The organism is Pseudarthrobacter raffinosi (assembly GCF_023913735.1).
Classification (GTDB): Bacteria; Actinomycetota; Actinomycetes; order Actinomycetales; family Micrococcaceae; genus Arthrobacter; species Arthrobacter raffinosi.
On sequence record NZ_JAMXBH010000014.1, the window covers coordinates 49,214 to 62,134 of the forward strand.

Annotated in this window: 13 protein-coding genes; 4 read left to right on the plus strand and 9 right to left on the minus strand. The window is 66.5% G+C overall.

Going from position 1 to position 12,921, the window contains the following annotated elements; translation table 11 throughout:
• The gene (locus NG698_RS14115) at positions 1 to 1,365 is read left to right on the plus strand and encodes an AMP-binding protein (RefSeq protein WP_252610578.1); all 1,365 of its coding nucleotides are present in this window, start codon (positions 1 to 3) and stop codon (positions 1,363 to 1,365) included.
• 72 nt (positions 1,366 to 1,437) lie between these two features.
• On the plus strand, positions 1,438 to 2,043 hold the full coding sequence (locus NG698_RS14120; protein WP_248758956.1) for a TetR/AcrR family transcriptional regulator: 606 nt from the start codon (positions 1,438 to 1,440) through the stop codon (positions 2,041 to 2,043).
• Between the two features lie 39 nt (positions 2,044 to 2,082).
• On the opposite strand, the gene NG698_RS14125 is transcribed toward NG698_RS14120, so the two are convergent.
• The gene (locus NG698_RS14125) at positions 2,083 to 2,490 is read right to left on the minus strand and encodes a VOC family protein (RefSeq protein WP_248758955.1); all 408 of its coding nucleotides are present in this window, start codon (positions 2,488 to 2,490) and stop codon (positions 2,083 to 2,085) included.
• A gap of 155 nt (positions 2,491 to 2,645) precedes the next feature.
• Entirely contained in the window at positions 2,646 to 4,748 is a 2,103-nt protein-coding gene (gene paaZ, locus NG698_RS14130) for a phenylacetic acid degradation bifunctional protein PaaZ (RefSeq protein ID WP_252610580.1), read from the minus strand.
• A 234-nt stretch (positions 4,749 to 4,982) separates the two neighbouring features.
• On the opposite strand from paaZ, the gene NG698_RS14135 reads away from it, so the two are divergent.
• Positions 4,983 to 5,333 carry a PaaI family thioesterase gene (locus NG698_RS14135; RefSeq protein ID WP_252610695.1) on the plus strand — a complete coding sequence of 117 codons (351 nt, stop codon included), beginning with the start codon at positions 4,983 to 4,985 and terminating at the stop codon, positions 5,331 to 5,333.
• Between the two features lie 62 nt (positions 5,334 to 5,395).
• On the opposite strand, the gene NG698_RS14140 is transcribed toward NG698_RS14135, so the two are convergent.
• The 3 genes from NG698_RS14140 to NG698_RS14150 are packed head-to-tail and all read right to left on the minus strand — an operon-like array spanning position 5,396 to position 8,440.
• Complete coding sequence (locus NG698_RS14140; protein WP_252610582.1) at positions 5,396 to 7,489, minus strand: S1 family peptidase; 2,094 nt, start codon at positions 7,487 to 7,489, stop codon at positions 5,396 to 5,398.
• A gap of 10 nt (positions 7,490 to 7,499) precedes the next feature.
• Complete coding sequence (locus tag NG698_RS14145) at positions 7,500 to 7,748, minus strand: hypothetical protein (RefSeq protein ID WP_252610584.1); 249 nt, start codon at positions 7,746 to 7,748, stop codon at positions 7,500 to 7,502.
• The gene (locus NG698_RS14150; RefSeq protein WP_252610586.1) at positions 7,745 to 8,440 is read right to left on the minus strand and encodes a tyrosine-protein phosphatase; all 696 of its coding nucleotides are present in this window, start codon (positions 8,438 to 8,440) and stop codon (positions 7,745 to 7,747) included. The genes NG698_RS14145 and NG698_RS14150 overlap by 4 nt, the downstream gene beginning before the upstream one ends.
• A 260-nt stretch (positions 8,441 to 8,700) precedes the next feature.
• On the opposite strand from NG698_RS14150, the gene NG698_RS14155 reads away from it, so the two are divergent.
• Positions 8,701 to 9,462 (plus strand): SGNH/GDSL hydrolase family protein, encoded by a 762-nt coding sequence (locus tag NG698_RS14155; protein WP_252610588.1) that lies wholly within the window; start codon positions 8,701 to 8,703, stop codon positions 9,460 to 9,462.
• Between the two features lie 25 nt (positions 9,463 to 9,487).
• Here the strand turns inward: NG698_RS14155 and NG698_RS14160 are convergent, their stop codons facing one another.
• From NG698_RS14160 to NG698_RS14175, 4 genes are read right to left on the minus strand one after another with little or no spacing between them, the layout of a single operon-like run.
• A complete protein-coding gene (locus tag NG698_RS14160; protein ID WP_252610590.1) occupies positions 9,488 to 9,991 on the minus strand; it encodes a GNAT family N-acetyltransferase in 504 nt (167 codons plus the stop codon).
• 9 nt (positions 9,992 to 10,000) lie between these two features.
• Positions 10,001 to 10,861, minus strand: coding sequence for a 3-hydroxyacyl-CoA dehydrogenase family protein (locus NG698_RS14165; RefSeq protein ID WP_252610592.1), 861 nt, complete (start codon positions 10,859 to 10,861; stop codon positions 10,001 to 10,003).
• Positions 10,858 to 11,649: an enoyl-CoA hydratase/isomerase family protein gene (locus NG698_RS14170; protein ID WP_252610593.1), complete on the minus strand. Its 792-nt coding sequence runs from the start codon at positions 11,647 to 11,649 to the stop codon at positions 10,858 to 10,860. The genes NG698_RS14165 and NG698_RS14170 overlap by 4 nt, the downstream gene beginning before the upstream one ends.
• Positions 11,649 to 12,860: a thiolase family protein gene (locus NG698_RS14175; protein WP_252610595.1), complete on the minus strand. Its 1,212-nt coding sequence runs from the start codon at positions 12,858 to 12,860 to the stop codon at positions 11,649 to 11,651. The genes NG698_RS14170 and NG698_RS14175 overlap by 1 nt, the downstream gene beginning before the upstream one ends.
• Between the last annotated feature and the right edge of the window lie 61 nt (positions 12,861 to 12,921).

Consider the following 12,921-nt stretch of genomic DNA (forward strand, 5'->3'; position numbering starts at 1 on the left):
ATGACCCTCCACGCCCCCGAAACCCCCATGCCGCAGTCCACGTCCCAGGGCACAGATCCCATTCTGGACCGCGAGGAAACCATCTCCCGCGACGAGGTCGAGGCCCTCCAGCTCACCCGCCTGCAGCACACCGTGGCCTACGCCTACGACCGCGTGCCGCTCTACAAACGCAAATTCGACGACGCCGGCATCCACCCCGCCGACCTCCGCGAACTCAGCGACCTCGGCAACTTCCCCTTCACCACCAAGGAAGACCTGCGCGCCGAGTACCCGTTCGGCATGTTCGCCGTGCCGCAGAGCGAAGTAGCCCGCGTGCACGCAAGTTCGGGCACCACAGGCCGGCCCACCGTCGTCGGGTACACCAAGCAGGACCTGGCCGACTGGGCCAAACTGGTGGCGCGCTGCCTCCGCGCGTCAGGCGTCCGGCCCGGCATGAAGGTCCACAACGCCTACGGTTACGGCCTGTTCACCGGCGGCCTGGGCGCGCACGCCGGCGCTGAAGCACTGGGCTGCACCGTCATCCCGATGTCCGGCGGGCAGACCGGACGCCAGATCCAGCTCATCCAGGACTTCCAGCCGGACGCCATCCTGGCCACGCCCACGTACCTGCTCACCATCGCCGACGCCATGGCCCACATGGGTATCGACCCGACGTCGACCTCGCTCAAGTACGCAGTCCTGGGCGCCGAACCGTGGACGCAGGAGATGCGGCACGAACTCGAAGGCACCATGAACATCAAGGCCTGCGACATCTACGGCCTGTCCGAAGTGATGGGCCCGGGCGTCGCCGGCGAGGCCGTGGAAACCCAGGACGGCAGCCACATCTGGGAGGACCACTTCCGCCCCGAAATCATCGACGCCTTCAACCCTGTCGTGGGCAAGGAAAACGTCCTGCGCGACGGCGAACACGGCGAGCTCGTTTTCACCTCGCTCACCAAGGAAGCGTTGCCGATCATCCGCTACCGCACCAAGGACCTCACCCGCCTCCTGCCCGGCACCGCCCGCCCCGCACACCGCAGGATGGGCCGCATCACCGGCCGCAGCGACGACATGATCATCCTCCGCGGCGTGAACCTGTTCCCGTCCCAGATCGAGGAAATTGCGCTGCGCATCCCCGAGCTCAGCCCGCACTTCCAGCTCGAACTCACCCGCCCCGAAGGCCAGCGGATGGACCAGCTGACGGTCAAGATCGAACGCCGGGACGCGGTGACAGTTGAGCAGGGTACGACGGCGGCGCGCACCCTGCAGGAGCAGATCAAGATCCACGTCGGTTCTTCGTGCGCCGTTGACGTGGTGGAGCCGGGTTCACTGGAGCGGTCAAACGGCAAGCTGCGCCGGATCTACGACCTGCGCCCCAAGGCATAGCGCGAACGGACACTTGAGGCCCGGGCTGCGCCGCTACAGGGATTACCGAACGTTCGTGGGAAAATAGCCGGTATGCCCACTACAGCAGTCCCCAGCAAGCGCGGCCGTCCCGGTTACGACCAGCAGTCGGTGCTGCTCATCGCCGTCGACGTCTTCAACCGGCACGGCTATGACGCCACGTCCATGGGCATCCTGGCCGAGAACCTGGGCATCTCGAAATCGGCCATCTACCACCACGTGCCGTCCAAGGGAGACCTCCTGAGGCTCGCCCTGGACCATGCGCTCGGTGGCCTGGAATCAATCCTCGAACAGCCCGGGGCGCAAAGCGGCGCCGCGGACGCACGGCTGGAATTTGTCCTGCGTCAGACCGTGGCCGTCCTGGTGGAGCGGCTGCCGTTTGTCACGCTGCTCCTACGGTTGCGGGGCAACACTGACATTGAGCGCGACGCCCTGGAACGCCGTCGCGCGTTTGATCACGAGGTGGCCGCCCTGATTTCCGCAGCCCGCGACGAAGGCTCGCTGCGCCAGGACATCGATCCGCGCACCGTCACGCGCCTGCTGTTCGGCACCATCAACTCAATCGTGGAATGGTACAAACCGGGCGGCTCCCTCACGCCGGAAAAACTGGCCGACGACGTCATCACCATCGCGTTCGACGGGCTCCACGCGCAGCACTAGGGAATGCTGCGGCCTGCTGAGTGCGACCTGCTGAGGCGGTCAGAGCTGGTATTCGGCCTGCATGCCCAACGTCTCGTGAACGCAGAGGATGTTGTGCTCCGTGTCCATGAACCAGGCGCATTTCTCGGAGTCCGTGGTGCAGATGTGGTTCTCGGTCTTCAGGTTGGGCAGGTCGTAATCCTGGAAACGGACGCCCCTGGCCTCCATGTCCTGCACGATCCGCTCAATGTTTCGCACCTCAAAACTAAGGGCGGTGTGCTCGGAGTGCTTCCCGTCCGAGACCGGCAACAACTGCAGCATCGGGCCGCCGTCGCTACCGAGTAATTCGCTTCCATTGTCTGTCATTCCGCGGTGCGGGAGGCCCAGTTTTTCGGTGTAGAAACTGCGGGCGCGCGCTGCGTCATCGACGGGCAGGATGGTTGTGGCTGTGTTCAGGGCTAGGTTCATTTGGCCACCTCCTACGGTGCAAATTTTACGCCACGGCAACCCGGAAAGATCCAAACGCTCTCTCACATGATGCGGGAAAACCCCCGACGCTCTCTCACCAGTGCGAGAGCGTCGCCGGAAACCGTACATTAAGTGAGAGAGCGTCCGGGGTGGGGCTACTTTTCGACGAGGGTGAGGACGTCGTAGGTGGCGACGATCTCGTCATTCTGGTTGGTCAGGAGCGCGTCCCAGGCCACCTCGCCGTACTCGTCGGTTTCGCGTGGCGTGATCTTCTTGGCCGTCAGGGTGACCCGGATGGAATCCCCGGCAGCCACAGGCGTGATGAAGCGGAGGTTCTCCAGGCCGTAGTTGGCCAGGACCGGGCCCGGCGCCGGTTCCACGAACAGCCCGGCGGCCCAGCTCAGCAGCAGGTATCCGTGTGCCACGATGCCCGGGAAGAACGGGTTGGCTTCGGCCGCTTCCTGGTTGGTGTGGGCATAGAAGGTGTCGCCGGTGGAGTTGGCGAACGCGGTGATGTCCGCCAGGGACACTTGACGCAGGTCGGACCGGACGGCGTCGCCGATCCGCAACGAAGCCAGCGACTTCCGGAACGGGTGCGTTCCCTCGGTCTCCACGGTAAAGTTCCGGTCCGCCCCGGTGTGCCAGAGGCCGGTGACGGCGGTGAGCATGTTGGGCGAGCCCTGGATGGCGGTGCGCTGCATGTGGTGCATTACCGAGCGGATGCCGCCCAGCTCCTCACCGCCGCCGGCGCGGCCTGGCCCGCCGTGGACCAGGTGCGGGACGGGCGAACCGTGGCCGGTGGAGCTGCGGGCGTCCTCGCGGTTGAGCATCAGGACACGGCCGTGGTGGGCGGCGATCCCGGTGACGAGTTCGCGGGCTACGGCAGGATCGTTGGTGCACACCGATGCCACGAGGGAGCCGCCGCCCCGGGCGGCGAGGCGGACGGCGTCGGGCAGGTCCTTGTATCCGATCACGGAGGCGACCGGGCCGAACGCCTCCAGGGAGTGGACCGCGTCAGTCTCGGCGTCAGCCCAGCTCAGCACCACAGGCGACATAAAGGCGCCAGCATCCACTACGCCCGTGGTGCCGCCGGCAGAGGTGACCGACGGCGAATCCAGCGTCCCGTACGCAAGCTCACCGCCGGCGTCGAGCATTGACTGCACCGCGGCGCGGACATCGGTGAGCTGCTCGAGCGACGCCAAAGCGCCCATCGTGACGCCATCGGCGCGGGGATCCCCCAGCACCACACGCTCATCCACACGCCTGCCGACAGCGGCGATCACCGCCGGCACCAGCTCCTGCGGGACGATGGCGCGGCGGATGGACGTGCACTTCTGGCCCGCCTTGACCGTCATTTCGGTGACCACTGACTTGATGAACGCGTCGAATTCCGGCGTGCCCTCCACCGCGTCCGGACCAAGGATGGCGGCGTTGAGGGAGTCCGTTTCGGACGTGAACCGGACGCCGCCCTGCACCACGTTGGGATGCGATTTCAGGGACAGCGCGGTGGACGCGGAGCCGGTGAAGGCCACCAGGTCGCGGTAGTCCAGCACGTCCAGAAGGCCGCGGACAGAGCCGGAAATCAGCTGCAGCGAGCCCTTCGGCAGGATGTTGGATTCGATGATCGCCTTCACCACGGCCGCGGCCACATACCCGGTGGGGGTGGCCGGCTTGACGATGGTGGGGACCCCGGCGATGAATGCGGGCGCGAGTTTCTCCAGCATGCCCCAGACCGGGAAGTTGAACGCGTTGATCTGCACGGCGACGCCGGGGATGCGCGTGTAGATGTGCTCGGCCACGAACGAGCCGTCCTTGGACAGCACCTCCATGGGACCGTCCACCACTACCTGCGAATTGGGCAGCTCGCGCCGGCCCTTGGAGCCGAACGTGAAGAGGACTCCGATGCCGCCATCGATGTCGATCATCGAGTCGATCTTGGTGGCACCGGTCTGGGCCGAAAACGTGTAGAAGTGCTCGCGCCGGGCGTTCAGGTACTGCGCCAGCTCCTTGAGCTTGAGCGCGCGCTGGTGGAAGGTCAGCTTGCCCAGTTCCGCCTGTCCCGTGGTGCGGCCGTAATCCACGACGGCGGCAAGGTCCAGGCCGTCGGTGCTCACATTGGCCAGGACTTCTCCGGTGCTCGCATCCCGCACGGGGACAGCGTACGCTGCCGAACCGGCGTCGGGAGTCCACCAGGAATCCTGCACAAAACTGGGAACGGTCTGGACGGTGTCGACTGTGGTTTCTGCAGTGGTGGTCATCGTTGACGGGTCCTTCCAAGGCGGGGACAAAACGCGGCCAGGGCTTTACTGACCGTCCGTTCGGTAATATGTCTACAGTACATGACTGTGCCGTGCCGCACACTGGAAGTTCAGCCTCGCCAAAGGAGACCCATGAGCGCCCTATCCCCCGACGCCGCTGCGCCGGACACCACCCCGGGCGCCACGCCGGTCGCCACGCCGTGGAAGATCGTCCTCGGGGAGCTCGACGAGAAGATGGGCGTGAAAATCCTGGAGCAATCGGTTGAGCGCGTGGTGGCGACGATGCCTGTGGAGGGCAACAGGCAGTCGTTCGGGTTGCTGCACGGCGGCGCGTCCCTGGCAGTGGGCGAGGCTGTGGGCTCCTGGGCGGCGGTCATCCACGCCAGCACGTTGGGGAAAACTGCCGTGGGGGTGGACGTCTCCGCGACGCACCACCGCTCCGCGCGGGAGGGTCAAATCACCATCACCGCCACTCCTATCTACCTCGGCGGCACCCTGACCACGCACGAGGTTCTCATCACCAACGACGCCGGCCAGCGCCTCTGCACGCTGCGCATCACCAACCTGCTGATGAAGAAGAAGTAGCCGTCCCACCCCATGTAGGTCGCGCTAACTGTCGTTTTGCGTGCCCAAAACGACAGATAGTGCTACCTAGTTGGGGTGGGGCGCTGCCGCTTCCGCCGCTTCGCCAGCACCAGGAGCACACCGCCGACGGCGAGCGCACCAGCCGCCAGGCCGGCGAACAGAATCAGCCCGGATGCGCCGGTGTTGGCCAGGCCAGCCGCCGCGCTGTCACCCAGCGGACGTACGACGGCGGCGCTGTCACGTTTTGGGGGCAGCGCACCGTTCGCGGCTGGCACCGCAGCCGGGGGCTGAGATTGCGGGGCTGGCTGGGAGGGCTGGCTGACCGGGGTGAAGTCGAAGGCCACGGCACCGGATGTGCTGAATCCGTTGACCGTTTCGGCCGTGAAACGCAGCGGGCCTGCCACCGCGGGGGCAGTAAAGGACCACGCACCGCCAGCGTCCACGGGAACCTCAATGGGCGCCTGGCCACTCACGGTGATCCGGACCTTCGAACCCGCCGCGACAGCGGACGCCGGAGCTGCGGCCACCGTGCCGGTAACGGTCTGGCCGGCGTCGAACGTTGCCCCCGACGCGGGCGACGTCACAGCCGGCTTGTTGAGGAAGAGTTCCAGCTGGTAGCCGGGGAGCACAGTCAATGAGTCCTGCAGCGTGGCGGCCACGGCGAAGTTTACCGGCGGCGCTTCGTTTGGTTTGGGTGCCTCTTCACCGGCCGAGTGGGTGCCCACGGCGTAGTTGCCGCTGACCCAGGGCCCGCCAGAATCGCCGCCGCTGGACTGGACATCGAAGGACAGGAAACCGTTGAAGGCCCGCAGGTCTGTCGGATCCGTCGCATAGTTGAGTCCGCCTGCCACGTAGATCCCCACCTCGTCGATGGTTCCGCAGGACCACGCTGAGGTTCGGCCGGAGCGACAGACCGGCATGCCGATTACCGGGGCGGCCGTCCCTATGATCTTGACGTCCCTGCCGGCCTGCGAGGGATCGTTCCATGTGCTGGCGGCGGGCAGTGGATCGAGGCCGGCGCGAAGTTGACCAATAACGGCGATGTCCGTGCCGACGTTGCCGGGGTCATCATCGTTGCCGGGGCGCAGGACTGTGGAGTTTCCGGGTCCGCCAAACTGGCTGAACCCGAAGGTCCCCAACAGGTCGCTACGGTTCCATTGCGGAAATTCCACGGTGGCCGTTGCCGCGGCGCCGTCATCCGTGCAATGTCCGGCAGTGAGGACGCCCGGCAGGCCTGCCGGGTCAAAAACTGAAAAGCCAGCGGAGCAGATTTCTCCGATGTCGGTGAAGTAGCCCTGGCCGCCGGAAAGGTCGGCCTGCGGCGCGAGCGGCGCCCCGGTGTCGAGCTGCACGTTGGCGTAGCGGGCCACAAACTCGGCGGGCGAGATCTTGCCGTCCGAGTTTGGGCTGGTGAGGCTCGAGCCGGCATTTCCGTCGTCGGCCGAATCAGGCACTGTGGCCTCGGACCCGTTGATTCCGCCGGTACGAACTACGAACCTGCTCCCGGTGTACGCCACGGCCTGCAACCCAGCCGCGCCCACATCGCGGAGGTACGCCTGGTACAGCTCCTGGGTGCTCCGGGCCAGTTCGGTGCCGGTCGCCGGAGAACCGGTCGACTGGGTGCCCGTTGCGGCCGGCGCGTCGGTTCTGTCAGCAGGCCCGTCCGACGGCGGCGCGGCGGGTGCGGTTTCAAGGTCGACGGCCGGGATAGTCGCGCTGAGCCGTGCCACCTCCGCTTCCAGCTCGGCCCCGCTACCGGCGACCAGAATGCTGCCGTTGTGGATCCGTGTTCCGAGGTAGCCGGAGATATCCTGCAGGGCCGCCGCAACGTCCGCAGCCTGCTTGCCCAGCTGGCCCGCAGCCGCGAACTCGTCTGCGGTGAGGCCAACATCGCGGAGGGCAGCTTCCCGAAGGCCGGCGTCGCCGGGGTGCGCGTCGCCGGGGCCGGCCTCGCCGGGCTGCGCGTCACCGCCTCCGGAACCTCCCGCCGTCGGGCGTTCCGCAGCGTCCGCCGACGCAACGGCAGGCGAAGCAACCGGTGGCGGCTCAACGGCCGGCTGCTCAACCGCCCAGGCCGGCACGGCCCCGAGCCCCACGGAAAGTGCCACTCCGGCAGCCGCTGCTACTGCAAATACGCGTTTCAAACTGTGTGCCATCGCTTTCGTTCTATTCATCTGTATCGCTCCGCCGTGCCATGTACGCGGCCACCACCGCGGCCAGGCACAAGACTGCCCCGCCCACCATGAGGAAGATCTGGCCCGGGAGCCACTCGCCGTCGACGGTCCCGTCGCCGAGCCCGAAGTTCTCCTCCGTAGTCCCGAAATCTGAAGCGAGGACGGCCCAGAACGGCCCGGCCACAATCATCACAACTCCCGACACCGCGAGCGACGCCGCCACGTACTTCATGGAATTCATGGCGCCACCCTGCTACCGAGCAGGCTCTGGACGGCGCCCAGTTCGGCCTCGGACAGGCCGTTGCGCAGCAGGAAGGTGCGGGTGTCCAGCTCCCGGACAAACTCCACCACGGCCCGGCCGCGCCGCTCCAGCAGGCGTGTCAGTGCGGCGTCGTCGATGTGGCGTTCGCCAGCATGGGGCGGGCCGTGCGTCCGGAAGCGTTCGTTGATGCCTCGGGCGGCTTTGGCATAGCCGTCCGCAATGAGCTGGTCCGGGTCGCCGGCGAGGTCCTGGAGCATGGCTGCCACCATGCCGCTCCGGTCCCGTCCCGCCGCGCAGTGAATGACGACGGCACCGGCCTCGGCTGCCGCGACAGCGCGGAACACCGCCACGAACTTCTCCGGGTAGAGCCGGACGTTGTGCAGATAATGGGCGGGATCATTGAGGTACGGTCCGCCGACGGCAGTGAACCGCGGATCATCGGGTTCTTCAGTGGGTGCGGCGACGATCGTGACGCCGGACCAGGCTGCTGCGTCCACCGCAGGGTCGGTGTCCCGGCGCTGCGCTTCACGGGAGTTACGGAGATCAATCACCGTGCGAACGCCGTCGTCGTACGCCTGCCGCCAACCTGCCTCGGTGAGCCATTCGCGGCGCCCCATCCGGTAAACGCGGCCGGCAACGTGCCAGGCATTCACGGCTCCGTCCCAGCTCACGGCTCCCCCTGTCGTCTCCACCCGGACAGCTAACCACACAGCCGCCATCGCCCGCACGCGATGGGCAGGTACCGGACAGTGTAGCGGCGCAGAAAATCGAGTACTCCGGACCCGTGACGGGCTTGTGCGTGGGGCGTACGGTGGCTGTTACATGCCTGTCTCACTTGTCCAATTGATAGTCAAAAGGGGAAAATTCAATGGCACGTTCTGGAGTACGACGTCGGCGCTCGGCTTTTGCGGCAGGCCTCGCCACCATAGCAATGGCTCTGGGGTTCGCGGCCATCCCAGCCGAAGCTGCGCCGCAGGCGAAGACCGACTATGTGGCGTTGGGTGATTCGTACGCCGCTGGGCAGGGCGCGGCTCCTTACACGGACCAGACCTGCTTTGTGAGCCGTAGGGGATACCCGGTCATTGCGGACAACCTCCGGGGACTGGAGCTAACGGCGAATGCAGCTTGCTCGGGGTACACGATTGGAGCAGTTGCCGGCAACCTCCCGGCCAGCCTCGCCGGCGCCGAGATCATCACGATCACCGTCGGCGGTAATGACCTCGACACTACGGGTTTGTTGGCCACCTGCTTCGCAGCTCCGGATGCATGTCTGGGGGCCGCTGCAGTTCGTGCTGCAATGCTTCAGGACGCACGCGACAATCCCAGCACAAGCGCACTCGTGCAAGGCTTGGCTGGCCTTAGCCTAGCGGTCGACGCGCAGGCACCTGGCGCACGAATCGTGTTTACCGGCTATCCGATGCTCTTTGATCCGACCTTTCCGGATCCCCGGGCAGGCGTGGTCAATCAACTGACTGCTGGGCTGAACGATGTTATCCGCTTGACCGCACTTGGAACTGGTGCTGAGTTCGTCGATGTCGCACCGGCCTTTGCAGGCCATGGCATTGGCTCAGCCGAGCCCTGGATCAACTTCAATGCCGCCACCATTCAGGATCCCGCCAATTTCCACCCCAACGGAGAGGGCTATCGGCACGGCTACTTTGCGTCACTGGTCGGCAAGCTGACCGGGCAGTAACCACGCCCCGCTCGCCAAGCACCCGTCACGCGTGCTTGGCGAGTCGGTGCTCCAGACCGTTCCGGACCATGGCCCACTCGTGCTCCAGGATTGAAAACACCACGGTGTCGCGGAGGACGCCGTCGCTGGTCCGCCGGTGGCTGCGCAGCACGCCGTCCTGCTTCGCACCCAGCCTGGCGATCGCCTCCCTGGACTGGTGGTTCAGCCAGTGCGTACAAAACTCCACGGCCACACGGGGCGTGCCGGCGTCGATATTGCAGTAAGTGGTCATGCCGATGATCCGGCCAGGGCCGCCGGTGGCAGGATCGATCAGCCGCGTGGTGAACGGCAGCATGGACCCCTGCTCCTGCATCGCCAGCCTGCGGTCGATCTCCGCCGCCATCCCGTCCGGCGCCGGGACCGACGTGTACCAGAGCTTCCACAGCTCGCCATCCTGTGCGGCCGCCACCAGACCATCATGGTGATCGTGCTTCAGCGGCTCAAGAATCACGTGCCGGCCGGTCAGGGTGAGGGGTTCAAAGAGGGTCACCCGGAAATCCTACTCAGCCCAGTCGAAGAATCCCTTGCCGGTCTTCCGTCCAAGCTCTCCGCGGGCCACCTTATCCTTGAGGATCTGCGGCGGCGCGAACCGCTCCCCCAACGTGGACTGCAGGTATTCGGCAATTCCCAGCCGCACGTCCAGGCCCACAATGTCCGTGGTTCTCAGCGGGCCCGTGGGGTGCTTGTAGCCCAGCACCATGGCGGCGTCGATGTCCGCCGCGGACGCCACACCCTCCTCCACCATGCGCATCGCCTCCAGCGCGATGGCCACACCCAGCCGTGATGAAGCAAAACCCGGTGCGTCATTGACGACGACGGCGGTCTTGCCGAGTGCCTCCACCCACCTTTTCGCCGCGGCAGCCAGGTCCGGCGAGGTTTGCTCGCCGAGCACCACTTCGATGAGGGTGGAGGCAGGGACGGGGTTGAAGAAGTGCAGGCCGAGGAAGTTCTGCGGCCGCTTCAGCTCCCGGGCCAGGCCGTTGACCGACAGGGACGACGTGTTGGACGCCAGGTATGCGTCCTCTGCCAAGCGCTCCTCGATGCCCCGGAGCGAGGTGACCTTCAGGTCCCAGTCCTCGGGGACGGCTTCGACCACCAGCTGGCGGTCCTTGAAGTCGTCATAATCGACCGTGACGGCGAGCCGGGACACCATCTCATCCAGGTTGGCGTCAGTGGCGCCGCGTTCGATGCTCTTGGCGGCGGCGGATTCCACGCGTTCCCGGGCGGCTTCGGCGGACGCTTCATCGCGCTCCACCACCAAGACATTGGCCCCGCTGATCAGGAAGGCGTGGGCGATCCCCGCGCCCATGCGGCCGCCACCGAGGACGCCGACGGTGGAGGGAAGGTTCGGGTTCGTCATGGTTTCTTCTTCTCTGATTTCTTGTCGAGGAAAGCCTGCATGCGGTCAAACTTGGCCTGGGATTCAAAAAGGATCCCCTGTGCCAGTTGGTCAATCAGCGGGTGGGCTTCCGCCGGGGCGTGGAAAACCGACTTTGTAATCCGCACGGCCAGCGGGTCCTGGCGGCCGATCCGGTCCGCCAGGTTGTGCGCGGCATCCATCAGCTCCGGCGCCTCGTGGATTTCGGTGATGAGGCTGGCCGCCAGGGCCTCCTCGGCGCGGAGGACCAGGCCCGCGAGCAGGATCTGCTTGGCCAACGGCTCCCCCACTAGCTCCTTGAGGCGCCAGCTGGCCCCGGCCGCAGCGAGGATCCCCAGCCCTGTTTCGGGGTTGCCGATCCGGACACTGGGCGTTCCGATCCGGAAGTCTGCGGCGTAGGCGAGCTCGGCGCCGCCGCCCAGGCAGTAGCCGTCCAGCGCGGCAATGACCGGCAGGGGCAGCTTCGCGATCCGCACGAAAATCGTGGAGTTAATGCCCTGCAGGGCATCATCGCGGCGCCGCTCGCGCAGCTGGGCGATGTCCGCACCCGAGGCAAAGACGCCGTCGACCCCTGCAATGATCAGGACTTTGGGATTCTGCTCAAGCGCAGCGCAGACCACGTGCAGTTCGTCCACCATCTGCTGGTCGATGGCATTCCGGACTTCCGGTCGGTTGAGGAGGACCACCACGCGGTCCTCCCGCTCCTCGACCAGGAGCGTGCGGAAGTCGCGGGTGCTCAAGTGTCCGTTCGCGATTTCCGGGGCGGGCATCAGACACGCTCCAGCAGCATCGCGGTGCCCTGGCCCACGCCGACGCACATCGTAGCCAGGCCGATCCTGGCGTCCTCGCGTTCCATCCGGCCCAGCAGGGTGATGGCAAGCCGTGATCCGCTGGAACCCAGCGGATGCCCCAGACTGATGGCGCCGCCGTCGTTATTCACCGTGTCCGGGTCCAGCCCGAGCCGGCGCATGCTCGCGAGCGACTGCGTGGCGAACGCTTCGTTAAGCTCGACGGCGCCCAGGTCACCAGCGCTGAGGCCGCTCCGTGCGAGCACTTTCTGCGTCGCCGGGACCGGGCCGATGCCCATGATTTCGGGTTCGCAGCCGGCGGAGGCGCCGTCGATGATCCGGGCCCTCGGCGTCAGGCCCAGCCGGGCGATGGCGGCCTCGGACGCGACGATGATGGCCGAAGCGCCGTCGTTCAGCGTGGACGAGTTCCCGGCCGTGACCACGGACCCGCCTGGAACCACGGGGCGCAGCCCGGCGAGGACTTCCAGGGTGGTGCCGGCGCGCGGGCCTTCGTCAGTGTCCACCACCGTTTCGGCCTTGCGGGACTTCACCGTCACCGGGACGATCTCGTCCCTGAAGCGCCCTGCGGCGATGGCGGCGAGGGAACGGTCGTGGGAGCGGACCGCGAAGGCATCGGCGTCCTCGCGGGTGATGCCGTCCATGCGGGCCACTTCCTCCGCGGTTTCCGGCATGGAGTAGGTCATCTTGCCGTCGCGGGCGAGCCCGCCCTTCTGGAAGAGGGGGTTGACGAAGCGCCAGCCGATGGACGTATCGAAGATCTGTCCCGGTTTGGCGAACGCCGTGGCGGGTTTTTCCTGGGCCCACGGCGCGCGGCTCATGGACTCGACGCCGCCGGCGATCACCACGTCCGCGGCGCCGGACTTGATCATGTGGCTGGCCTGGATGATGGCGCTCAGCCCGGACGCGCACAGCCGGTTGACCGTGATTCCCGGGATGTGGAGGGGAAGCCCGGCCAGCAGGACTGCCATCCGGGCCACGTTGCGGTTCTCCTCGCCAGCGCCGTTTGCGTTGCCCAGGATGACTTCCTCGATACTGTCCGGGTCGAGGCCCGCCCGGGACACGGCCTCCCGGATCACCAGTGCAGCCAGATCATCAGGACGGACCGCCGATAACGCACCGCCATACCTGCCCACGGGAGTGCGGACGCCGCCAACAAGAAAAGCCTCGACCATAAGAACAAATCCTTTACGCCAGGGAGCCGGAATCTTCGGAGCCGTCCAGTGACCGCCCTAC

Bases quoted from the DNA above. Each gene is read 5' to 3' on its own strand.
- NG698_RS14145 (WP_252610584.1), bottom strand. From the start codon at position 7,748: ATGAATTCCATGAAGTACGTGGCGGCGTCGCTCGCGGTGTCGGGAGTT.
- NG698_RS14175 (WP_252610595.1), bottom strand. From the start codon at position 12,860: ATGGTCGAGGCTTTTCTTGTTGGCGGCGTCCGCACTCCCGTGGGCAGG.
- NG698_RS14120 (WP_248758956.1), top strand. From the start codon at position 1,438: ATGCCCACTACAGCAGTCCCCAGCAAGCGCGGCCGTCCCGGTTACGAC.
- paaZ (WP_252610580.1), bottom strand. From the start codon at position 4,748: ATGACCACCACTGCAGAAACCACAGTCGACACCGTCCAGACCGTTCCC.
- NG698_RS14165 (WP_252610592.1), bottom strand. From the start codon at position 10,861: ATGACGAACCCGAACCTTCCCTCCACCGTCGGCGTCCTCGGTGGCGGC.
- NG698_RS14135 (WP_252610695.1), top strand. From the start codon at position 4,983: ATGGGCGTGAAAATCCTGGAGCAATCGGTTGAGCGCGTGGTGGCGACG.
- NG698_RS14115 (WP_252610578.1), top strand. From the start codon at position 1: ATGACCCTCCACGCCCCCGAAACCCCCATGCCGCAGTCCACGTCCCAG.
- NG698_RS14170 (WP_252610593.1), bottom strand. From the start codon at position 11,649: ATGCCCGCCCCGGAAATCGCGAACGGACACTTGAGCACCCGCGACTTC.
- NG698_RS14140 (WP_252610582.1), bottom strand. From the start codon at position 7,489: ATGGCACACAGTTTGAAACGCGTATTTGCAGTAGCAGCGGCTGCCGGA.
- NG698_RS14125 (WP_248758955.1), bottom strand. From the start codon at position 2,490: ATGAACCTAGCCCTGAACACAGCCACAACCATCCTGCCCGTCGATGAC.
- NG698_RS14155 (WP_252610588.1), top strand. From the start codon at position 8,701: ATGGCTCTGGGGTTCGCGGCCATCCCAGCCGAAGCTGCGCCGCAGGCG.